The 20,503-nt window shown below is 72.8% G+C and carries 20 protein-coding genes; 8 read left to right on the forward strand and 12 right to left on the reverse strand.

Annotated features, from left to right (window positions below):
• Nucleotide 1: 1 nt before the first annotated feature.
• Both FHU36_RS06895 and FHU36_RS06900 read right to left on the reverse strand, forming a co-directional pair.
• Nucleotides 2–2,827, reverse strand: coding sequence for a hypothetical protein (locus FHU36_RS06895; RefSeq protein WP_185082930.1), 2,826 nt, complete (start codon nucleotides 2,825–2,827; stop codon nucleotides 2–4).
• Between the two features lie 352 nt (nucleotides 2,828–3,179).
• Nucleotides 3,180–4,172: a CPBP family intramembrane glutamic endopeptidase gene (locus FHU36_RS06900; RefSeq protein WP_185082931.1), complete on the reverse strand. Its 993-nt coding sequence runs from the start codon at nucleotides 4,170–4,172 to the stop codon at nucleotides 3,180–3,182.
• Nucleotides 4,173–4,273: 101 nt separating this feature from the next.
• Here FHU36_RS06900 and FHU36_RS06905 point away from each other — a divergent pair, with 101 nt between their 5' ends.
• Both FHU36_RS06905 and FHU36_RS06910 read left to right on the forward strand, forming a co-directional pair.
• Complete coding sequence (locus FHU36_RS06905) at nucleotides 4,274–5,035, forward strand: hypothetical protein (protein ID WP_185082932.1); 762 nt, start codon at nucleotides 4,274–4,276, stop codon at nucleotides 5,033–5,035.
• Nucleotides 5,032–5,580 (forward strand): DUF6529 family protein, encoded by a 549-nt coding sequence (locus FHU36_RS06910; RefSeq protein WP_246501976.1) that lies wholly within the window; start codon nucleotides 5,032–5,034, stop codon nucleotides 5,578–5,580. The genes FHU36_RS06905 and FHU36_RS06910 overlap by 4 nt, the downstream gene beginning before the upstream one ends.
• Here FHU36_RS06910 and FHU36_RS06915 read toward each other — a convergent pair.
• Nucleotides 5,577–6,515 (reverse strand): HpcH/HpaI aldolase/citrate lyase family protein, encoded by a 939-nt coding sequence (locus FHU36_RS06915; protein WP_185082933.1) that lies wholly within the window; start codon nucleotides 6,513–6,515, stop codon nucleotides 5,577–5,579. The two genes, FHU36_RS06910 and FHU36_RS06915, sit on opposite strands and share 4 nt — an antisense overlap.
• Before the next feature lie 85 nt (nucleotides 6,516–6,600).
• Here FHU36_RS06915 and FHU36_RS06920 point away from each other — a divergent pair, with 85 nt between their 5' ends.
• Nucleotides 6,601–7,785, forward strand: a complete 1,185-nt coding sequence (locus FHU36_RS06920) for a cytochrome P450 (RefSeq protein WP_312891471.1) — start codon at nucleotides 6,601–6,603, stop codon at nucleotides 7,783–7,785.
• 15 nt (nucleotides 7,786–7,800) lie between these two features.
• Here FHU36_RS06920 and FHU36_RS06925 read toward each other — a convergent pair whose 3' ends face one another.
• The gene (locus FHU36_RS06925; protein ID WP_246501977.1) at nucleotides 7,801–8,688 is read right to left on the reverse strand and encodes an alpha/beta fold hydrolase; all 888 of its coding nucleotides are present in this window, start codon (nucleotides 8,686–8,688) and stop codon (nucleotides 7,801–7,803) included.
• A 129-nt stretch (nucleotides 8,689–8,817) separates the two neighbouring features.
• On the opposite strand from FHU36_RS06925, the gene FHU36_RS06930 reads away from it, so the two are divergent.
• The gene (locus tag FHU36_RS06930) at nucleotides 8,818–9,189 is read left to right on the forward strand and encodes a hypothetical protein (RefSeq protein ID WP_246501978.1); all 372 of its coding nucleotides are present in this window, start codon (nucleotides 8,818–8,820) and stop codon (nucleotides 9,187–9,189) included.
• A gap of 70 nt (nucleotides 9,190–9,259) precedes the next feature.
• Here FHU36_RS06930 and FHU36_RS06935 read toward each other — a convergent pair whose 3' ends face one another.
• Nucleotides 9,260–10,207 carry an EamA family transporter gene (locus tag FHU36_RS06935; RefSeq protein ID WP_185082934.1) on the reverse strand — a complete coding sequence of 316 codons (948 nt, stop codon included), beginning with the start codon at nucleotides 10,205–10,207 and terminating at the stop codon, nucleotides 9,260–9,262.
• A gap of 96 nt (nucleotides 10,208–10,303) precedes the next feature.
• Here FHU36_RS06935 and FHU36_RS06940 point away from each other — a divergent pair, with 96 nt between their 5' ends.
• Together FHU36_RS06940 and FHU36_RS06945 are read left to right on the forward strand one after the other, a co-directional pair.
• On the forward strand, nucleotides 10,304–11,509 hold the full coding sequence (locus tag FHU36_RS06940; protein WP_312891472.1) for a magnesium transporter MgtE N-terminal domain-containing protein: 1,206 nt from the start codon (nucleotides 10,304–10,306) through the stop codon (nucleotides 11,507–11,509).
• Nucleotides 11,506–11,973 carry a DUF1003 domain-containing protein gene (locus tag FHU36_RS06945; protein ID WP_312891473.1) on the forward strand — a complete coding sequence of 156 codons (468 nt, stop codon included), beginning with the start codon at nucleotides 11,506–11,508 and terminating at the stop codon, nucleotides 11,971–11,973. Before FHU36_RS06940 ends, FHU36_RS06945 begins: the two co-directional genes overlap by 4 nt.
• On the opposite strand, the gene FHU36_RS06950 is transcribed toward FHU36_RS06945, so the two are convergent.
• Nucleotides 11,957–12,418, reverse strand: coding sequence for a MarR family winged helix-turn-helix transcriptional regulator (locus FHU36_RS06950; protein ID WP_185082935.1), 462 nt, complete (start codon nucleotides 12,416–12,418; stop codon nucleotides 11,957–11,959). The two genes, FHU36_RS06945 and FHU36_RS06950, sit on opposite strands and share 17 nt — an antisense overlap.
• 157 nt (nucleotides 12,419–12,575) lie before the next feature.
• On the opposite strand from FHU36_RS06950, the gene FHU36_RS06955 reads away from it, so the two are divergent.
• Nucleotides 12,576–13,715: an Mrp/NBP35 family ATP-binding protein gene (locus FHU36_RS06955; RefSeq protein ID WP_185082936.1), complete on the forward strand. Its 1,140-nt coding sequence runs from the start codon at nucleotides 12,576–12,578 to the stop codon at nucleotides 13,713–13,715.
• Between the two features lie 68 nt (nucleotides 13,716–13,783).
• Here FHU36_RS06955 and FHU36_RS06960 read toward each other — a convergent pair whose 3' ends face one another.
• The 4 genes from FHU36_RS06960 to sigE form a co-directional block, all read right to left on the reverse strand.
• A complete protein-coding gene (locus FHU36_RS06960) occupies nucleotides 13,784–14,143 on the reverse strand; it encodes a sec-independent translocase (RefSeq protein ID WP_185082937.1) in 360 nt (119 codons plus the stop codon).
• A gap of 171 nt (nucleotides 14,144–14,314) precedes the next feature.
• Nucleotides 14,315–16,129 (reverse strand): trypsin-like peptidase domain-containing protein, encoded by a 1,815-nt coding sequence (locus tag FHU36_RS06965; RefSeq protein ID WP_185082938.1) that lies wholly within the window; start codon nucleotides 16,127–16,129, stop codon nucleotides 14,315–14,317.
• A 182-nt stretch (nucleotides 16,130–16,311) separates the two neighbouring features.
• Nucleotides 16,312–16,827 (reverse strand): anti-sigma factor family protein, encoded by a 516-nt coding sequence (locus tag FHU36_RS06970; RefSeq protein WP_185082939.1) that lies wholly within the window; start codon nucleotides 16,825–16,827, stop codon nucleotides 16,312–16,314.
• A 1-nt stretch (nucleotide 16,828) separates the two neighbouring features.
• Nucleotides 16,829–17,470, reverse strand: coding sequence for an RNA polymerase sigma factor SigE (sigE, locus tag FHU36_RS06975; protein WP_185082940.1), 642 nt, complete (start codon nucleotides 17,468–17,470; stop codon nucleotides 16,829–16,831).
• A 161-nt stretch (nucleotides 17,471–17,631) separates the two neighbouring features.
• On the opposite strand from sigE, the gene FHU36_RS06980 reads away from it, so the two are divergent.
• Nucleotides 17,632–18,270: an O-methyltransferase gene (locus tag FHU36_RS06980; protein WP_185082941.1), complete on the forward strand. Its 639-nt coding sequence runs from the start codon at nucleotides 17,632–17,634 to the stop codon at nucleotides 18,268–18,270.
• 29 nt (nucleotides 18,271–18,299) lie between these two features.
• On the opposite strand, the gene FHU36_RS06985 is transcribed toward FHU36_RS06980, so the two are convergent.
• Both FHU36_RS06985 and FHU36_RS06990 read right to left on the reverse strand, forming a co-directional pair.
• Entirely contained in the window at nucleotides 18,300–19,709 is a 1,410-nt protein-coding gene (locus FHU36_RS06985; RefSeq protein WP_185082942.1) for a leucyl aminopeptidase, read from the reverse strand.
• A 77-nt stretch (nucleotides 19,710–19,786) separates the two neighbouring features.
• Nucleotides 19,787–19,954 (reverse strand): DUF3117 domain-containing protein, encoded by a 168-nt coding sequence (locus FHU36_RS06990; RefSeq protein ID WP_020545024.1) that lies wholly within the window; start codon nucleotides 19,952–19,954, stop codon nucleotides 19,787–19,789.
• Between the last annotated feature and the right edge of the window lie 549 nt (nucleotides 19,955–20,503).

A 20,503-nucleotide genomic window follows, 5' to 3' on the forward strand; every position in this document is an offset into this window, starting at 1 on the left:
GTCACCGGCCGGCGCTCAGGGTCGAGGTCCACAGGATGAGGTGGTCGGCGCTGTAGGTGGTGCTGCGGCCGAGGGCGACCACCTCCGAGCCGGCCACCGTGACCGCCGCCAGCCACTGCATGCCCGGCCCGGCCAGCCGGTCCTCCGTCAGGTCGGTGCGGTCCCAGGTCGTGCCGTCGCGCGAGAGCCAGGCGGCGCTGTCGCCGTCGCCGGACGTGCCGTGCCAGCCGACCGCCACCAGGCCCTGGCCGGCCGCCGCCAGGTCGTACACGGCCGCCGCCCGGTCGGCGGGGAGCCAGGACGTCCGCCAGGTGGCGCCCCCGTCTTCGGACACCGCCGAGAACACCCGCCGCGAGCCCTGCGACCGGGCCGCCCCGATGGCGACGATCCTGTCCTGGTGGGCCACGACCTGCCGGAGCACCGCCCCGGACGAGTCGGACGGAGTGACGCGCTCGCGCGCCTTCCAGTTGAGGCCGTCCTCCGACGTCCAGACCACGCCGCCCTCCTCGTCGCCGGCGCTCGTCCCGCCCACGGCGACGTATCCGCCGGGAGTGGCGGCCACGTCGTGGACGCGGACGCCGGAGCCGCCCTGCGGCAGTTTCCTGGAGCGGGTGAACCGGCGCAGGTCGGAGGTGAACCACAGGGCCGCGCGGGCCACGCCTGCCTGGTCGCGTTCCTCCCCCGCCAGCACGTACCCCTTCGGTCCGGCCGCGACGAGGCGGGCGTCGAGGTAGGGGTGGTCCTGGCGGCGGGACAGGTCGCCGGACGCGGCGACGGGTTTCCAGGCGCGGCCGTCCGCGGAGGAGACCAGGAGCGGCTCGGTGACGCCGACGGCCGTCTGGGTGCCGCCCACCGCCAGCCAGCCGCGCCTGCCGTGGGCGACGTCGTCGAGGATCTGCTGGTGGGGGCCGCCGAGGCTCATCGACGTCCAGTTCTGCCAGTTGAGGCTGGTCCAGATGCCGGCGTCGCCGGAGGCGGTGCCGACGGCCACGTACCTGCCGTCGTGGGCGGCCAGCCGGGTCGTCTGCCTGGCGATCCGCGACAGGCCCTCGACGTCGGCCAGCCGCACCTGGGAGGGGTCGCCACCCCGGGGCGCGGACATGAGGACGAGCTGGTTGTCGACGTCCGCCGCCGCCCGGTCGCCGCCCGCGAACAGGGTGCCGGCCTCGGTGACGGTGAACCCGCGCAGCGTGGCGCCCGACAGGTCGCCGAGGTCGGCCCGCTTCGTCCAGGTGCGGCCGTCGGCGCTGCTGAGGACGGTGTAGGTGCCGAGGTTGGCCTGGCTGATGGCGACGATGCCGCCGGCGTGGGTGACCACCGAATCGACGCCCGGGCTCTCGCCGGGCAGGCCGCGGATCGAGCCGCAGTGCGACCATTCGGCGCCGGTCGGCGAGCAGTAGACGCGTACGTCGCCCTCGGGCGTGCGCTTGCGGAAGGGCACCAGCACGAACCGCTCGCCCGCCGCGGCCAGCGACCCGGTGCGCGGCGTCGCCTCCAGGAGCTGGAACCCGGTGGCCTGCCAGGTGCGCCCGCCGTCGGCCGACCGGACGGCGCGCGAGCCCTCGCCCTGCGCCGGCTGGGCGACGGCGACGACCGTGTCGCCCCGCGCCGCGACGGCCTTGAGCTCGCGTGCACCCAGCTCGCGCGTGTCGACGCGCTGCCAGGAACGGCCGTCGGCCGACTGCCAGGCGGCCGGGCCGGCGCTGCCGTCCTGGAGCGTCGTACGGCCCACGGCCACGAACCCCGACCGCGTCCTGGCGATGTCGGCGATCACGTCGCCGTTCCGGAACGCCGTCAGCCCGCCCTGGCGTACCGCGGACCAGCTGAAGCCGTCGCCGCTGGTCCACAGGCCGAGCTCGCCGCCCAGTCCGTCGCCGCCGCTGGCCAGCCAGAGCCCGTCGCCGCCGACGACGCGCTGCACGGTGGACGTGGTGGCGCCGGTGACCTGGCCGAGCTGCCAGGTCCTGCCGCTGTCGGGCGAGAACAGGAAGAGCGGGCGCGGCGTCGGGATCGTCGTGTCGCTGCCCACGGCCACCACGACGCGGCCGGCCGAGGCCATGTCGTTCAGCTTCTGGTTGGAGCCGTCACCGGCCGACGGGACGGTGAACAGGTCGTCGCCCGAGCGGCCGGTGCCCGCGGCCAGGCGCAGGCCCGGGTTGCCCGGATCGGTCCATCGCCAGACGAGCACGCCGCCGGCGATGACCAGGGCGAGTGCGAGCACGATGGCGACGGGCGCGGCCGGGCTGCGCCGCCCCCGCGTGGGGCTCGCGCGGCGCAGGGCGGCCGGCGCGGGGCCCCTGTGGTGCCTGCCGCCCGCTCCGGCGGGCCGGGGCGGGCCGGAGGCGACGAGCAGGTCCGGCCGCGTGGGCCGGCCGGCGGGCGGCCGGCCCACGCGCCGCACGCCCGGCTCGGCACCGCCCGGCTCGGCCCCTGCCCCGTCGCCGCTCGTACCGGCGCCGGGCTCCTCGCCGGTCGTACCGGTGCCGGACTGGCCGGCGCTCGTACCGGTGCCGGACTGGTCGGCGACCGGTGTGGCGTCGGCGGGGCGCTCGGGTGCCTCGGCCGCAGGGGCCACGGGCACCGGCACGGGCAGGGGCATGCGGTACGGGGTCGTGGGCCTGTCGCGCTCAGGCGGGCCGTCCGCCCCGCCGGACGGCCGGGGCCGGGGCGGTCCGCTCGCCACCAGCTTGTCGGGCCTGTTCGCCAGCCGCCGGGGCCTGCGCGGCGGCTCGGCCGGCGGCGGATCGTCGGGTGAGCTGTACGGCCTGCGCCCCTTGGGCGGCTCCGGCGGCTCGTCCTCGGGGACGGGCGCGGAGAACGGCGGCATCCCCCAGGGGGAGGCCAGCGGCAGGCCCCTGGCCCGGTCGTCGCTGGGCCCCGGAGGGGAGTGCCTGATCCGCGGCTCGTCAGCCGAGCCTGGTGGATCCGGATTGTCCTGTGTTGAGGCGTACGCGTCGTCTCGACGCGGATCTTCATCACCCGGCGGTCGCCGTGGTAGGTCGCTGGGGCCGGAGGCCACGCGGCGCACCTCCTAGTACGAGCTTGCGAGCCTGTCGAGCCTGTCGAGTGAGTAGATCACCTCCACGAGTCCCTCGCCTCCCCCACAGCAACCAGACCAGCATGCCGGAGCCGGAATGGCGAGACCTCTCTAGCGAGATTTCCGGAACCCTCCGCCAGATTCATGGGGAGACGGTGCTGATTGACCGTTTCCTGGCGAGATACAGCACGCCCGCCGTGAAGACCGAGAGCTGCACCACTGTGCCCGCGAGCGACTGCCACGGCACCGCTCCCTGCTCCAGCGCCTCCTCCAGATTGCCGGCCGCCGCGCTGAGCCCGAACGCCACCATGTTGTTGACCACGTGCAACGCGATCGGCGCCTCCAGCCCGCCGGTGCGGATGGCCAGCCAGCCCATGAGCGCCCCGAAGGCGAACACGTCGATCAGCCCCACCCACTCGTAACCGTGCAGCGAGGCGAACACCGCCGCCCCGATCAGGATGCCCCACACCGGGTTGCGCAGGTGCGCGCCGAACGCCTGCAGCACCCACCCCCGGAAGATGTACTCCTCGGCGGCCGCCTGGAACGGCACCAGGAGCACGACCACGGCGAGGGCGGGCAGCAGTTGCCCCCACCCGGCCCAGCCGACCGCCTCGGAGACGTCTCCGCCGGTCACCGCCAGCATCGTGAGCTGCGCGCCCTGCCCGAGCACCAGCGCGAGCACCGCCACCCCGGCGCACCGCAGCATCCACGACCAGCGCAGCCGCCCGGCGACGGACGAGAGGGTCCCCGGTCTACGCCGCTGGACGAGCGCCGCCGTGCCGAACACCAGGGGCAGCACCAGCGCGAGCGACAGCAGCAGCACCACCAGCGCGAACACCGGGTCGCCGAAGATCTGGGAAGTGCCGGGCAGCATCGGGACGCCGGTGAGCCCCGCGACGACCATGCCCGCCACCGCCACGGTGATGCTCACCGCCACGAACGCCACGGCCACGACCAGCGTGCCGACGAGCTGACGCCACAGGCGCGCCTGGGAGGTCCTGGCGAGCTGGTCGTAGCGGGCGCCGGACGGTGTGGGCAGGAACCAGGACGGCGGCTGCGGAGGCAGGTAGGGGTACGGGTACGCCGCCGGTCCGTGCTGGTGCGGGCCGAAATGCGGTCCTGGGTTCTCCTGCATCTCTCCATTCTCACCGTCCCGATGCGCAATAGTTCACAGACGGGCCGGCGATTGAGGCGGATGCTCAGGGGGTCAGCACGTCGACCCTGGGAGCAGAACCGATGTCAAGGCTGGGACCAATCGTCACCCTGGCGGCCGGGGCCGTGCTCGCCGCCGGGCTGGGTGTCGCCAGCGTCACCGCGACACCGGCGGCCGACCCGACCGCCGCCGCCACCGACACCACCGACCCGAACGACACCACCGAGACCACCGAGACCACCGCCCCGGACGGCTCCGGAGCCGAGACCGCCCCTGCCACCGGACCGTCCCCGAAGCCTGAGCCCACCGGGTCGGCCGCCCCCGGCACCGAGGCCCCCGACAGCGAGGCCGACACCAAGCTCGACTACGCCGGCCGCGTACCCGGCAACGGCGGCCTCATCGCGATCTCCGTGCGCGGCGGCAAGGCCATCGGCTACTTCTGCGACGGCAGGACGGAGGCGTGGTTCAAGGGCGACGCCGCCGGGGGCAAGGTCGGGCTGGAGGGCTTCGGCACCGCCGCCGCCGGCGCGACGCTGGGCGGCGGCAAGGCCACCGGCTGGCTCAAGATCGGCGGCAGGAAGTGGAACTTCACCGCGGCCACCGTCAAGAAGCCGTCGGGCCTGTACCGGGCCACCGCGCAGGTCAGGGGCGCCCGGCTGCGCGCCGGCTGGATCGTGCTGAGGCGGCCCGAGGGCGGCTTCACCCAGGTGGGCGCCGCGGTCCTGGACGAGACGCAGGTACGCGTCCCCGAACTGGACGGCGAACGGCCCACCGCCCCCGTGACCATGGACGGGGCGACCATCTACCCCAAGGACGTCGACGGCTTCATCCAGGAGATGCGATGAGCGCCACCATGCACGAACCCTCCCCCACCCGATTCACCTCGCTGCTCGTCCCCCTGCTCGCCGGTGGCCTGGTGATGGTCGCGCTCGGCGTGTACGGGCGGGCGCACACGCCCACGGGGTTCGCGGTGGGCCCGGCGGGCTTCTCCGCCGCCCTGCCGATGAAGTCATGGCTGACGACGGGCGCGTTCGTGCTCGCGTTCGTCCAGGTGGTGTCCGCCCTGTCGATGTGGGGCCGGCTCGGCGTCGCCATCCCGCCCGGGGTGCACCGCTGGTCGGGCCGGCTCGCCTTCGTGCTGACCATCCCCGTGGCGTTCCACTGCCTGTACGCCCTGGGTTTGCAGTACGACGTGCCGCGGGTGCTCGCCCACTCGCTGCTCGGCTGCTTCTTCTACGGGGTGTTCACGGCGAAGATGCTGGCCCTGCCCAAGCGGGACACGCCGGGATGGACGCTGCCCGTGCTGGGCGGTCTGGCGTTCACCGCGCTGGTCGGGCTCTGGCTGACCTCGTCGTTCTGGTTCTTCACCACGATCGGGGTGAAGCTCTAACCCTCCGGGCTGAACGACGAGGTGCGCCGCAGCCCGGCGGCCCGGCCCTTGGCGGCCACGACCAGGGCCATCTTGCGGGAGGCCTCGTCGATCATCTCGTCGCCCAGCATGACCGCGCCGCGCCTCTCCACCGTCGTGTAGTGCTCGTAGGCGTCCAGGATGAGCTCGGCGTGGTCGTAGTCGTCCTGGCTGGGCGAGAACACCTCGTTGGCCGCGTCCACCTGCGCCGGGTGCAGCACCCACTTGCCGTCGAAGCCGAGCGCGGCGGCGCGCCTGGCCACCCGGGTGAACCCTTCGACGTTCTTGATCTGGAGGTACGGCCCGTCGATCACCTGCAGGTCGTGCATCCTGGCGGCCATGAGCAGCCGCATGAGGATGTAGTGGTAGGCGTCGCCCTCGGTGTAGCCGGGCGGCTGCTCCCCCACGACCATCGTGCGCATGTTGACGGAGGCCATGAAGTCGGCCGGCCCGAACACCAGCGTCTCCAGCCTGGGCGAGGAGCCGGCGATGGTGTCGACGTTGACCAGGCCGCGGGCGTTCTCGATCTGCGCCTCGATGCCGATGCGGCCGACCTCGAAGCCCATGGTCTTCTCGATCTGGGTGAGCAGCGTGTCGAGCCAGACGACCTCGGTGCTGTTCTGCACCTTGGGCAGCATCACGCAGTCGAGCCGGTCGCCCGCCTGCTCCACGACCTCGATCACGTCGCGGTAGGTCCACTGCGTCGTCAGGTCGTTGACCCGGACCACGCGCGTCTTGCCCGTCCAGTCGCCCTCGCGCAGCGCGGCCACCACGTTGGCGCGGGCCTCCTGCTTGGCCAGCGGCGCGACGGAGTCCTCGAGGTCGAGGAAGACCGCGTCAACCGGCAGGGTCTGGGCCTTCTCCAGGAAACGGGGGTTGCTGCCGGGCACCGCGAGGACCGAGCGACGTGAACGCATGCGCACACGCTAGACCATGCCGCCCGGGCAGAGGATCCGTCACTTCAGATGATGGCGACATCCCGATTGTCGTACCATCTGAGTCGTGATTCCTCTGGAGCTGGACCTCACCGACATGGACGTGATCCGCGACCCGTTCACCGCCTACGGGCGCGCCCGCGAGCGCTCGCCGCTGGCGCGGGTCGTCGCGCCCGGTCTCAGCCCGATGTGGGCGCTGACCAGGCAGGAGGGGGCGCGGGCGGTGCTCGCCGATCCCCGGTTCGAGATCACCTCCGGCAGCTTCCTGCGCCCCGACGTGCCCGACGACTGCCTGCCGTACCTGCGCACCATGTCCGAGATGGACGGCCCCGAGCACCTGCGGCTGCGCAGACTGGTGGCGCCCGCGTTCAGCGCGCGCCGCGCCGCCGCGTTCCGGCCGCGGATCGAGCGGATCGTCGAGCGGCTCCTCGACGATCTCCCCGGCCATGCCGAGGACGGCTCGGTCGACCTGCTGAGCCACTTCGCCCGGCCGCTGCCGATGGAGGTCATCTGCGAGCTGGTCGGCGTGCCGGAGCCCGACCGGCCGCGCTGGCGCGACTACGGCGCCATGATCGTGGCGGGCGCGGGACAGGCGTTCGGCGCGGCCATCCCGGGCATCATCGCCGGCGCCAAGGAGGCTGTCGCGCGCCGCCGCCACGAGCCCGCCGACGACCTGCTGTCCGACCTCATCCGGGTCCAGGACGAGCACGGCGACCGGCTCGGCGACACCGAGTTGGTCACGCTGGTCTGGCACCTCGTGCTCGCGGGCCAGACGCCCACCAACCTCGTCGCCAACGCCGTGGACGTCCTGCTCGCCCATCCGGCCGAGCTGGCCGAGCTGCGCGCGGACCCGGCGCTCATGCCCCGGGCGGTGGAGGAGCTGATCCGCTGGTGCGGCCCCAACCTGCTGACAATCCCCCGCTACGCGCGCGAGGACGCCGACCTGTACGGGCACCGGGTGCGCAAGGGCGAGACGGTGACCGTGGCGCTGGCCGCCGTCAACCGTGACCCCCGGGTGTACGCCGACCCCGACCGGTTCGACGTCATGCGGGAGCCCGGGGCGGCGGGGCATCTGGGGTTCGCCCACGGCCCGCACTTCTGCCTGGGCGCGTCCCTGGCCCGCGCCCAGACGGACGTCGCGCTCACGGCCCTGCTGCGCCGCTCGCCCGGCCTCGCGCTCGCCGTCGCGGACGCGCCGCGCGCGCCGGACCCGGGCACCTGGCGGCTGCTCGCGCTGCCCGTCACCCTCTGACGCCCGGCGCGCCCCTCAGAGGGCGAGCAGGGCGGCCAGGACGTCCTCCGCGCGCGTCCACAACAGCGAGCCGCCCTCCTCGGGCAGCAGGTGCCGTCGCGCCGCCGGGATGCGGCGGCCCAAGGTGGCCCCGTGGTCGGGCGAGTGGACGGTGCCCGGGTCGTGCCCGCCGTACCAGAGCTCGACCGGCACCCGGATGTCCTCCACGCGGAACGGCCACGGCCGATAGGCCAGCACCAGGTCGCGCGCGTACCCGGCGGCGCCCTGGGCGAAGCCCTCCGCCAGCGACCGGCGGTAGGCGGGCGCGAAGGCGGGGCCCGTGTAGACGGCGAGGTCGTGCTCGCCGCTCATCCCCGTGACGAGTCCCCACATCATCTCGGCGCCCGCGTCGCGGGCGAACGTCTCCTCGAACGTCTCCGGATCTTCGGCGGCCGCTCGCAGCAGCCCGGCCACCGCCGGGTCGACCGGCAGCCCGGGATGGGTGAGCTCGTCCAGCCCGGACACCACGGACGCGGCCGTCACGACCCCGGCGGCGGCGCAGGCCAGCGCGAACGGCGCCCCGTGCGAGAACCCGACGACCCGCACGCCGCCCTCCAGGCCGAGCCCGGAGACGAGGTCGCGGACGTCGTCGGGCCAGCTCAGCAGCGTGCGTCCCGGAGCGGGATCGGAGACGCCCAGCCCGGGCCGCTCCACCGCGATCAGCCGCACGCCGAGGCGGCCGAGGACGCCGGCGCCGAAGCCGAGGCTCCGGCCCATCGCCGCTCCGCTGAAGAACAGCACCGGTGCCCCGTCCGCAGGTCCCCAGCCCGCCCAGCCGAGCGCGCGCCCGTCGCGCAGCCGTACCGTCCCGAGTTCCTCGGGCTCCGCGATCCCGTACGTCACGACCATCCCCTCCTGTGTCATCGGCAGGTGACTGTAGGCGGTCCCCAGGCGTCCGGCCACCGGCTATCAGTGCCGGTCATCAGGGCCGGTCATCAGGGCCGGTTCACCGGGCCGATTCATCGGCCCGGTACGGCCGGTTACAGTCGAACCGTGAGCGACATACGCGCGGCCGTCGAGGAGGGCGCCAAGAAGTCCGGCGTCCTCTGGGTCACCCTCGACCGCCCCCGCCTGGCCTGGCACGTCTGGCACGACGGCGCCGTCTACCTGGTGACCGGCGGCGAGGAGCAGGACCTGCCGGGCCTCGACGCGCTCGACACGGCGCGCGTCACCCTGCGCAGCAAGGACAACGGGGCCCGGCTGGTGGAGTTCGACGCGCGAGTCGGTGTCGTGGACCAGGCCGCCGAGACCGAGGTGGTCGCGGTGCTGGTCAAGGAGCGGCTCAACGCCCGCGACAGCGAGCATCTGGCGGAACGCTGGGCCCGCGAGTCAACCGTGCTCCGCCTGACGCCGTTGACGCCCTGACGGCGCGCGCTCACGGGCAGGCGCGCGTACTCACGCGCACGCACGCTCACGCGCACGCACGGCACGACCGTCAGCGGGCCACGGCCACCGGCTCCGGCTCGGCCTGCGCGACGGCCCCGGGCCGGGCCGAGGCGGTCTGCGCGAGCAGCGCGCCCGACAGCACCAGCAGGCCGCCGAGGATCTGGAACACGCCGAGCGTCTCCCCCAGCAACGCCCAGGCCACCACCGCACCGCCGATGACCTCCAGCGACGCCACCGTCGCGCCGACCGCCGCCGACAGGCGCCGCACCGCGTTGACGCCCAGGATGTACGCCGTCACGGTCGCGATCAGCACCATCCACAGGTAGGCGCCGGCGACCGGCAGCGTGACCCCGCCCGACGGCGTGGCCGAGACGGTGAACGCCTCCCACGGGATGTTCCACGGCCTGGCGAACGGGAGGAGCACCACGGCGGCCCCGAGCATGCCCCAGGCGATGAGACCCAGCGGGTCGACGTCGTCCCCGAAACTATCGCTCATCAGGAAATATCCGGCGCAGCACGCCCCGGCGGCCAGCCCGAGCAGCAACCCGATCGCGTCCAGCCGCAGCCCCTGCCAGGCCTCCACGACGATGCCGAGCCCCGCGACCGCCACCACGGCGCCGACGAAGGCCGCCCGCGCCAGCCGTACCTTGCGCACGAACCGCACCCAGACGACCACCATCACCGGCGCCATGAACTCCAGCAGCAGCGCGATGCCCACCGGCAGCCGCGTGATCGCCACGAAGTAGAGGGCCTGCACTCCGGCCACGGCGACGACCGCGTACATGGCGAAGAACGGCAGCCGCGAGCGCGAGATGCGCAGCGCCTTCGGCCTCGCCACGACGAGGACCGCCAGGAGCAGCAGCCCCGCCCCCGCCATACGCGCCCACACCGCCTCGACCGGCGCCAGCCCGGCGACGATGAGGTACTTGGCCATGGGGCCGGAGAACGCGAAACACCACGCGGACACGAAGGCGATCGCAAGGCCCGCATATCTCATGGAACACACCATCCGCCGTAATTACCGTTTGCTCCGTTCGATACTGACACGAGGGGCGTACCAGGCGCAATGCCACATGGCTGTTAGCCTGCAGAGGTGAAGATCTTCGTGGCCCGCCTGGCCGGGACCTCGGTCTTCGACCCCGCGGGCGACCAGATCGGCCGCATCCGCGACGTCGTCGCCGGCCTGCGCGGCACCCGGCCGCCCAGCGTGCACGGCATGGTCGTCGAGGTCCAGCCGCGCCGCCGGGTGTTCCTGCCCATGACCCGCGTACGGGGCATCGAGGCCGGCGCGGTCGTCTTCACCGGGAAGCTCAACGTGCGCCGGTTCGAGAAGCGCGCCAGCGAGACACTCGTCATCGGCGAGATGCTGGACCTCACGGTGATGATCGACGGCGAGCCGATGACCGTCTACGACGTGGCGATGGAGGAGCGCAAGCCGTCGAGCTGGGAGATCACCAAGGTGGCCGCCTACCGGGGCAGGCGGCGGCGCGACCCCCGCATCGCCTCCTGGGAGGAGGTGTCGGGGTTCGACGTGCTGCAGAAGGACCAGGGCGCGGCGGGGCTGATCGCGGCGTTCGAGTCCATGCGGCCCGCCGACATGGCCAGCGCCCTGCACGAGCTGCCCGGCAAGCGGCGCGTCGAGATCGCCCGCGCCCTCGACGACGACCGGCTCGCCGACGTGCTGGAGGAACTGCCGCCGAGAGACCAGATCGGCATCCTCGGCACCCTCGAACCCGAGCGGGCCGCCGACGTGCTGGAGGAGATGGGCCCGGACGACGCCGCCGACCTGCTGCACGACCTGCCCGAGGATCAGGCCGCCCGGCTGCTGTCCCTGATGGAGCCGCAGGAGGCCGCGCCCGTGCGCCGGCTGCTCACCTACCCGCACGACACGGCCGGCGGGATGATGACCACCGAGCCCGTGATCCTCCCGCCGAGCGCCACGGTGGCCGAGGCGCTCGCCCACATCAGGCACCAGGACCTCACGCCCGCGGTCGCCGCCCAGGTGTACGTGACCCGGCCGCCCAACGAGACGCCGACCGGGCCCTACCTCGGCGTGACCCACTTCCAGCGGCTGCTGCGCGACCCGCCCTCGACCCTGCTCGGCGCGGTGCTCGACCCGTCCATCGACCCGATCAAGCCGGACTTCACCCTGCCCGACGTCGCCTTCTACCTAGCTAGCTACAACCTGGTGTCGGCCCCGGTCATCGACGAGCTGGGCCGGCTCGTCGGCGCGGTCACCGTGGACGACGTGCTCGACCACATGCTGCCGCAGGACTGGCGCGAAAGGCCCCACCTGTGACCACCGAACGCCTCGACCAGCCGCGCGACCTGCGCCGCACGATGCGCCCGCACTACGACCGCGAGGCGTTCGGCCGCCTGTCGGAGCGGATCGCGCGGTTCCTCGGCACCGCCCGGTTCATCGTCTACATGACGGTGTTCGTCGCCGTCTGGGTGATCTGGAACGTCGCGGCCCCCGGCTACCTGGCGTTCGACCCGTACCCGTTCATCTTCCTCACCCTCATGCTGTCGCTGCAGGCGTCGTACGCGGCGCCGCTCATCCTGCTCGCGCAGAACAGGCAGGCCGACCGCGACCGCGTCCAGTACGAGCAGGACCGCGAGCGGGCCGAGCGCGACCAGGCGGAGATCGAGTATCTGACGCGCGAGATCGCCGGGCTGCGGATGGCGCTGAGCGAGGTGGCCACCCGCGACTACCTGCGCGCCGAGCTGCAACGGCTGCTGGAGGAGCTCAGGGCGCGGCCCTGACGTCGAGCCCGGCCAGCACGTCGCCGATCCGGCCCAGCTCGCCCGGGCCCAGCAGGTCGAGGAAGCCGGTCCTGATGCCCTTCAGGTAGGTCGGGCCCGCCTCCGCCAGCCGCTCCGCCCCGGCGTCGGTGAGCACCGCGTACAGGCCGCGGGCGTCGCTCGCGCACGCCTCGCGCGCCACCAGCTCCTCGCGCTGCAACCGGTCGATCAGCCGGGTCAGCCCGCTGCGCGACAGCAGCACCCGCGCGGCCAGGTCGTTCATCCGCAGCCGCCGCCCCGGCGCCTCGGCGAGCCGCGCGAGCACGTCGTACGACGCTAGCGGCAGGTCGTGGGCCACGAGCAGCTCCGCCTCCAGGTGACGGGTGACCCGCACCTGGACCCGCTGGAGCGTCCGCCAGACCGTGAGCTCCTCGACGGTGAGGCCCTCGTCGCGCAGAAGAGACACGGAGTAACCTTAGAACGTTGTGCGAACACCTAAAAGCACGGATTAACCCCGTCGCTTCCCTGGTTCATACCATGGAGGGGCATCCTCGCCGACGTGTCGCGCCGGTCACCCACAGACGACTAAGGAGGGACGGCACTCCCTTCGTGCCGAGACTTCGATGGCACCAACCCAGCAGCAGGTGACGGCCGCCCTCGCCACCGTCATCGACCCCGAGATCCGCCGTCCGATCACCGATCTCGGCATGGTCAAGAGCATCGACATCGCGCCGGACGGCGTGGTGCGCGTAGGCGTCTACCTGACGGTGGCCGGCTGTCCGATGAAGGACACCATCCGCCGCGACGTGGTCGCCGCGGTCTCCAAGCTCGATGGTGTCCCGAGCGTCGAGCTGGAGCTCGACGTCATGAGCACCGAGCAGCGCAAGGAGTTGCAGACCAAGCTCCGCGGCGACCGGGGCCCGGAGAAGGAGATCCCGTTCAACCAGCCCGGCTCGCTGACCCGCGTCTTCGCGGTCGCCAGCGGCAAGGGCGGCGTGGGCAAGTCGTCGGTCACGGTCAACCTGGCCGCCGCCATGGCCGCGAGCGGCCTGAAGGTGGGCGTCGTCGACGCCGACATCTACGGGCACAGCGTGCCGCGCATGCTCGGCGCCGCCGAGCGGCCCACCAAGGTCGAAGACATGATCATGCCGCCGGTGGCGCATGACATCAAGGTCATCTCGGTCGGCATGTTCAAGCCGGAGGGCAACACGCCGGTGGTGTGGCGCGGGCCCATGCTCGACCGCGCGCTGCACCAGTTCCTCGCCGACGTCTACTGGGGCGACCTCGACGTCCTGCTGCTCGACCTGCCGCCCGGCACCGGCGACATCGCCATCTCCGTGGCGCAGCGCCTGCCGTCGGCCGAGATCCTCGTCGTCACCACACCACAGATGGCCGCTGCCGAGGTCGCCGAACGGGCCGGCTCGATCGCCGCGCAGACCCACCAGCAGATCGCCGGCGTCATCGAGAACATGGCCTGGCTCCCCTGCCCGCACTGCGACGAGCGCATCCCGGTGTTCGGCGAGGGCGGTGGCCAGACGGTGGCCGACGCGCTCACCCGCACGCTCGGCGCCCGCGTGCCGCTGCTCGGCCAGGTGCCACTCGACATGCGGCTGCGCGAGGGCAGCGACGAGGGCAAGCCGCTCGTCCTGACCGACCCCGACTCCCCGGCGGCGGCGGAGCTGCGCTCGATCGCGGCCGCGCTCGGCAAGCGCTCGTCCAGCCTGAAGGGCATGCAACTCGGGCTGGCCCCCAACCGCCGATAGTGCTCACCCGAGCGCCGTAGCCATGGCACCCGTCGCGGCTACGGCGCTTCGTCGTCCGAGCGCACCGGTCAGGTGGCGTCGGGGTCGTACGGCGGCAGCTCGCCGTAGCCCAGCTCGTCCACCGGCTCGTGGACGGGGGGCGCGGTCGCCGGTTCGAGCTGGCGCGGCTTGCCGTTCCAGTCGTCCTCGAGGTCGTCCAGGAGATGCTTGCGGACGAAATTGCGCGGATTGAGGTCTGCGGGGTCGAAGTTGGACATCTCCGGGGGCAGCCCGGCGCGCAGGTCGTCACGCGCGTTGTTGGCCATCCGGCGCAGGTTGCGCAGCGTCTTGCCTGCCTGCGCCGCCGCCTCGGGCAGCTTCTCCGGCCCGAAGACGAGCAGCGCGATGACGATCAGCGCCCCGATCTCCAGCCAGCCCAGTCCGAACACCGTGAGCTCCTAGCGCAGTCCAATGCTCCGAGGACGACCCCGGCACATCCCAGACTAAAGGCTCCAGGTGGCTGGTCGGTCGTCCACGCCGGACAACAACGTACCAACCACCCAGCTCCCCGCCCGGGGCGCGTCCGGCACGGCACCGCCCGCCGGAAGGGGCGGGCGAGGTCAGGACGGCGTCGGGGCCGGGGTCTCGTCGGCCATCACGGTGAGGGTGGCCGTGCGCTCCTGGCCGGCCCGCTCGAACCGGATGTTGATCTTGGCTCCGGGCGACTTGCTGCGGATCAGCGCGATGAGCTCGTTGCCGTCCTGCAGCCGCAGCCCGTCGATCTCCAGGATGACGTCACCCGGCTTCAGGCCGGCCTTGGCCGCCGGGCCGTCGGCGTCGATCGGCTGGCGGCCTTCGGCGGGCTCGGAGGCGATGCGGACGCCCTGGCCCTTGTAGTTGCGGTCGAGCACGATGCCGATCTTGGGTCGCTTGGCCTTGCCGTCGGTGACGAGCTCCTGCGCGACGCGACGCGCCTGGTTGACCGGGATGGCGAAGCCGAGGCCGATGCTGCCGCTCTGGCTGTTGAGCGAACGGCTCAGCGTGGCGATGGCGGAGTTGACCCCGACGACCTCGCCCTTGCCGTTGACCAGCGGGCCGCCGGAGTTGCCCGGGTTGATGGCGGCATCGGTCTGGATGGCGCTGATGTAGGCGGGCTCCTCGGAGGTGCCGCTCTCGTCGCCCGCGATGACCGGGCGGTTGAGCGAGCTGACGATGCCCGTGGTGACCGTGCCGGACAGGCCCAGCGGCGAGCCGACCGCGATGACCGGGTCACCGACGACGACCTGGTCGGAGTTGCCGAGGGTGATCTCGGGAGTGCCGAAGGTCTCCTCCGGCTTGACGACGGCCAGGTCGGAGCCGGGGTCGCGGCCGACGATCCGCCCCCTGGTGGTCTTGCGGTTGTGGAACTGGATCTGGATCTCGCCGCCCCTGGCCGCCATGGCGACCACGTGGTTGTTGGTGACCACGTAACCGTCCTTGATCAGGAATCCGGAGCCGGTCGCGCCGTCGCCGCCGGAGCCGTTGCCGACCTCCAGGGAGACCACGCTCGGCAGCACGCGGGCGGCGACGCCCGCCACCGAGTCGGGCGCCCGGTTGGTGGCGCCGTTGGGCGGCGGGCCGAGGCTGTAGGACGGGTCGGTGCCGTCGGACGACCTGGTGAGCAGATAGGTGCCGACGCTGCCGAACAGGGAGGCGGCGAGCGCGATGACCACGGCCAGCACGATCAGCAGGCCGGTGCTCGGGCCGCGCCGGATCGGGACCGCCTGGCCGGAGTGCGGGCCGGGCGGCGGCGCCCAGCCGGGGCCCATCCCGAACGCCTGCTGCGGCGGCGGAGGCGCGTCGCCCCCGTAGGGCGGCGCGCCCGGCGAACTGCCGAAGAACGGGCTCTCGTAGGCGCGGGTGTCGCCGCCGGGCGGCATGTCACCGCTCGACGGCACCCCGTACGGCGTGCTGTCGGGGCTGGCGAAACCGGGGACCGCGGAGTATTCGGCACTCCCGTGACCGGGCTGCTCGGGACGGCCATGGCCGGGCCGGTCGGGTGCGCCCCCACCGTCGCCCGGTTGGTCGGGTGCGCCCCCGCCGTGGCCAAGTTGGTCGGGCGCGCCCCCGCCGTGGCCGGGCTGGTCCGGGGGGCCGCCGTGACCGAACTGGCCGGGGACGCCCGCGCCGTAGCCGGGCCGGTCCGGAGCGCCGCCGGCGTAGCCCGGCCGGTCGTCTCGGGGACCGTACGGAGCGGGGCCGGCATGGTCGCCGTGGACCGACGTGTCACCGGGACGTCCCGACGGGTCACCCCAGCCGCCGGACGCCGCGGACTCGCCCCCGGCCGGGCCGGACCGTTCGGCCCGCTCCTCGGCGGGCCGGAAGTCCGGGCGCCCCTGCGCGTCGGGGAAGTCCGACGGCCTGCGTCCGTCGTCGGGGCGCGTCTCGTCGGTCATCTAGGTCTCACCACTCCTTGCTCGACACCGCAATCCTGGCGCGATAGGCATACGAGAGTCGTAAAGCATGTGTCAGGAATCGCCGTCATGAGCGCGGACTCCCGACAAAATACCGATCCCAGATCGTATGCCCCTGACGCTGTCGACTACGCCAACCGAGTATTCCAGGACCTGACTCGCGGTCAGGGCGTGGCGGTGGGAGGAGTGCTCACGGGGGGGTTCTGCTTGATCATCTCGACCGGAGGGGGCGAGGTGCTCTGGCCCGGCCCGGAGACGGCGAAGAAGGTGCCGAGGGCGACGGCCGCGGACACCACGCCGACCGCCACGTAGGAACCACGCCGCCTAGCGCCGCGGCCAGGTCCCGAGGCGCCACCAGTCGCGTTGCGCGGCCGATTGTCCGGAGGAGCGATGCTGTAGGGGCCGGGAAGGGGCACCCCTCCGAACGTCCGGGTAGGGAAAGGCCGCTCCCGAGGGGGCAGCGGCCCGCCCGGCTCCGCCATGCGCAGCAACGACATGGTCAGGTCGGCCGGCATGGTCAGGTCGTCGAGCGAGCGCAGGCGCGACTTCAGCGCCCGCATCGACTCGACCTCGCGCCGGCAGTCGGCGCAGAAAGCCAGGTGGGCGAGAGCACGATCACGCTCGGCGTGATTGAGCTCACCGTCCACCAGGGCGGATACACGTTCTCCAAGATGCGACATATCAGACTTCCTCCCCACGGGTCCCGGACGGGAATGCTGGCGGGGGGAGTTGTGAGTTGCGGGGAGCCCGGTGATCGAGCGCCTCGCGCAACTGCGCCCGGCCACGGTGAATTCGGCTGCGGACCGTGCCCAGCTTGACGCCGAGCGTGGCCGCGATCTCCTCGTAGGACAGGCCCTCGATGTCGCACAGCACGATGGCCGCGCGGAACTCCGGAGCGAGCGCGTCGAGCGCCGCCTGGATGTCGGGCTCGAGGTGGGCGTCGTCGAACGCCTGCGCCGGCGACGGCTCACGGCCGCGCAGGCGTTCGGCGGCGTCGTCGGCCAGCCCCTCGAAGCGGATGCGCTGCTTGCGCCGCGCCATGTCGAGGAACAGGTTCGTCGTGATCCGGTGCAGCCAGCCCTCGAACGTCCCGGGAGTGTAGCTGGACAGCGACCTGAAGACCCGTACGAAGACCTCCTGAGTGAGGTCCTCGGCGTCGTGGATGTTGCCGGTCAGGCGATACGCCAGCCGATAAACGCGGGCGGAGTGTGTCCGCACCACTTCCTCCCAGGTGGGAGGCGTCCAGTCGGACACGGGAGCATCGGCCTGGTGGTCGCTTTCGTCCACCAGAACTCCTCTCTCTGGGACCACCGCTACCGCCATAGTGCCTGGTTTCGTCCCTTCATGCGCACTGCCTGCCTTCCGGACCGGCAAAGCCCGTTTAAACCTGCAACGCCGCGAGGTGCTCCAGAGTTCCCGTCCTGGCGTGTCTCCCCTAGGCTGCGATCGGTGACCAATCGCACGAAAGTGGGGGGAGGAGGCCGATGACCAGTCCGGTAGAGGCCACTCTGGCCTATGCGGAGCAGTTCCATCACGAGGATGAGATCCTGCACGCGGCGCGCCGGCGCGGCCTGGAGATGGGTGCCCCGCCCATCCTTCCCGGAGGCGGGGCCGCGCTCTGCTTCCTCGCCTCGGCGCTGAACGCCAAGTCGGTCGTGGAGATCGGCACCGGGTGCGGCGTCTCCGGGCTCTGGCTGCTGCGCGGCATGCGCCAGGACGGCACGCTCACCAGCGTCGACGTGGAGCCCGAGCACCAGCGGCTGGCCAGGCAGGCGTTCGCCGAGGCCGGCTTCGCCGGCGGGCGGGTGCGGCTCATCACCGGCCGGGCGCTCGACGTGCTGCCCAGGCTCTCCGACGGCGGCTACGACATGGTCTTCGCCGACGGGGCCAAGCAGGAGTACGCCGACTACCTGGCCGAGGCGGTCCGGCTGCTGCGGGTGGGCGGCATCGTCGCCTTCGACAACGCGCTCTGGCACCACCGGGTCGCCGACCCGGCGCAGCGCGACCCCGACACGGTCGCCCTGCGCGAGCTGGGCAAGCTCGTGCAGGGCGACGACCGGCTCCGCCCGCTGCTGATCCCCCTGGGCGACGGCCTGCTCGCCGCCGTCAAGATCACCACCTAGCCGGCGCCCAGATCACCGTCCGGCGGCGGTCACGCTCTGGTCAGCCACTCCAGCAGCACGCGCACGCCGAAGCCCGTCGCGCCCTTGGTGAGCACGCCCTCATCGACCGTGCTGCGCCCGACGCCCGCGATGTCGAGGTGCGCCCACGGCCGCTTGCCCGCGAACTCCCGCAGGAACAGCGCCGCCGTGATCGACCCCGCGCCGTAGGTGGAGCCCTGCTCGACGTTGGCCAGGTCGGCGATGGACGACTCCAGCGCCGGGGCGTAGTCGTCGATCAGCGGCATCCGCCACAGCCGGTCGTCACTGGCCTGCCCGGCCGCCACGAGCTGCTCGGCCAGCGACTCGTCGTTGGCGTAGACGGCCCCGATCGTGCGGCCGAGCCCGACGCTGATGGCCCCGGTCAGCGTGGCGACGTCGACCACCGCGTCGGGGTCGAGCTCGGCGTCGGCGTAGGCCAGCGCGTCGGCCAGCACCAGCCGGCCCTCGGCGTCGGTGTTGAGCACCTCGACCGTGCGGCCCCCGTAGTGGGTGATGACGTCGCTGGGTCGCTGGGCCGTGCCCGAGGGCATGTTCTCGGCGGCGGCGACCAGACCGGTGACCCGCACGGGCGCGCCCAGCGCCGCGAGCGCGCCGATCACGGCGATCACGACCGCGCCGCCCGCCATGTCGGTCTTCTGCACCTTCATGTTCTCGGTCGGCTTGAGCGACAGGCCGCCCGAGTCGAACGTGATGCCCTTGCCCACCAGCACGACGTGCCGGGTGGCGGGCCCGTCGGGGGTGTAGGAGAGCTGGATGAGCCGGGGCGGGCTGACCGAGCCCCGGCCGACCGCGACGATGCCGCCGAACCCGTCGGCCTGCAACTGCTCCTCGTCCCAGACGCGTACCGGGACGCCCTGCTCGGCGGCCCGCTCGGCGAGCCAGGCGGGGTTCTTGACCGAAGCGGGCGTGTTGGCCAGGTCGCGGGCCAGCGCCACGGCCTGGGCGACGCGCTCGCCCCGCCTCACGGCCTGCTCGTCGGCGCCCGCGAAACGCAGCGCGCGCACGGGCGCCTTGCCCGAGCTGCCGATCTTGAAGGAGTAGGCGGCCAGCAGCGCGGCCTCCGCGAACGCGGCGGCGTCACCTTCGGGCGTCACCACCGTGAGCTCGGCCCGGCCCTTGGCGCGGCGGGTGAGCAGCGCCGCAGCCTTGCGCAGCGAACCCGGCGAGCCGTCGCCGACGCCGTAGAGCAGGACGCGGCCGACGCCGCCCTCCCGTGCCACGGGCACCTCGACGATCTCCCCCGCCTCCCCCTTGGCCTCGTGGTGGGCCAGCAGGTCGGGCACCGGCACCGGCAGGTCGAACGGGAGCACCGGCGCCAGGTCGGAGGTGTAGGGGACGGCCAGCAGCTCGGCGCCTGCGGGGACGTCGGCGACCACCGATGCAGTGGTCTCTATGGGCACGGAATCTCTCCTTCGACAAACAGCGACCCTGGCGCGGAAGGACGCCAGGGCCGTGGATCAGATCGGATCGGGAGCTCTCAGCCGACGACGTTCTTCAACGCCTCGCCGAGCGCCTTCGCCTCGTCGGCGGAAATCTCCACGACAAGCCGGCCGCCACCTTCCAGGGGGACCCGCATGACAATGCCGCGCCCTTCCTTGGTGACCTCGAGCGGACCATCGCCGGTCCGCGGCTTCATCGCCGCCATGCGTGCATCCCTTCCTGCCTTGGGCTCCCGCGGCCCGCGATTTTTTCAGACCGCCCATTAGGGAGGGCGGCGCATTCACGTCATCTGTGATGTCCTATTCTCCCGCATCGAGAGCGCTCATGGGTAACGATCTCCTCCCAGAATGCGTTGTCCGGGGTGCCGAAGACCACCAAACTGGACTGCGTGCACGCACGCGCCACCGTGTTCGACCTCGCCGGCGACCACCCGTGTCGCCCTCGTGGGCAGGCGCCGGTCGCCGTTCCCACACGGCTCACGAGCCCCCTGGAGATCGCCGTTCCGCCCGTGCGGACCGCGATTTCGCACGGGGTTCGCCCGGCCGTGAGACCGCCTCGGAGCGCCGCCCACGGGCCCGTTCCGGAGCGCGTGCACAGGCCGGTCGAGGCCGCACGGAGAATTTACCGAGGTGGCGCACCGAGCCTGACCGGCCGTCGGCATGTCGCCGTCGTGGATCCGCCCGGAGCGGCGCCCGGCCCCTTCGGCCGCGCTTGTCCGCCGGAGTCCGTCCGGCCGTCGGCGAGGCGTACGCGC

This window comes from Nonomuraea muscovyensis, assembly GCF_014207745.1.
Classification (GTDB): domain Bacteria; phylum Actinomycetota; class Actinomycetes; order Streptosporangiales; family Streptosporangiaceae; genus Nonomuraea; species Nonomuraea muscovyensis.

Coding starts and splice junctions, on each gene's coding strand:
- FHU36_RS06895 (WP_185082930.1), bottom strand. CDS start 2,827: ATGCCGCCGTTCTCCGCGCCCGTCCCCGAGGACGAGCCGCCGGAGCCG.
- FHU36_RS06900 (WP_185082931.1), bottom strand. CDS start 4,172: ATGCAGGAGAACCCAGGACCGCATTTCGGCCCGCACCAGCACGGACCG.
- FHU36_RS06905 (WP_185082932.1), top strand. CDS start 4,274: ATGTCAAGGCTGGGACCAATCGTCACCCTGGCGGCCGGGGCCGTGCTC.
- FHU36_RS06910 (WP_246501976.1), top strand. CDS start 5,032: ATGAGCGCCACCATGCACGAACCCTCCCCCACCCGATTCACCTCGCTG.
- FHU36_RS06915 (WP_185082933.1), bottom strand. CDS start 6,515: ATGCGTTCACGTCGCTCGGTCCTCGCGGTGCCCGGCAGCAACCCCCGT.
- FHU36_RS06925 (WP_246501977.1), bottom strand. CDS start 8,688: ATGACACAGGAGGGGATGGTCGTGACGTACGGGATCGCGGAGCCCGAG.
- FHU36_RS06935 (WP_185082934.1), bottom strand. CDS start 10,207: ATGAGATATGCGGGCCTTGCGATCGCCTTCGTGTCCGCGTGGTGTTTC.
- FHU36_RS06955 (WP_185082936.1), top strand. CDS start 12,576: ATGGCACCAACCCAGCAGCAGGTGACGGCCGCCCTCGCCACCGTCATC.
- FHU36_RS06965 (WP_185082938.1), bottom strand. CDS start 16,129: ATGACCGACGAGACGCGCCCCGACGACGGACGCAGGCCGTCGGACTTC.
- FHU36_RS06970 (WP_185082939.1), bottom strand. CDS start 16,827: ATGTCGCATCTTGGAGAACGTGTATCCGCCCTGGTGGACGGTGAGCTC.
- sigE (WP_185082940.1), bottom strand. CDS start 17,470: ATGGCGGTAGCGGTGGTCCCAGAGAGAGGAGTTCTGGTGGACGAAAGC.
- FHU36_RS06980 (WP_185082941.1), top strand. CDS start 17,632: ATGACCAGTCCGGTAGAGGCCACTCTGGCCTATGCGGAGCAGTTCCAT.
- FHU36_RS06990 (WP_020545024.1), bottom strand. CDS start 19,954: ATGGCGGCGATGAAGCCGCGGACCGGCGATGGTCCGCTCGAGGTCACC.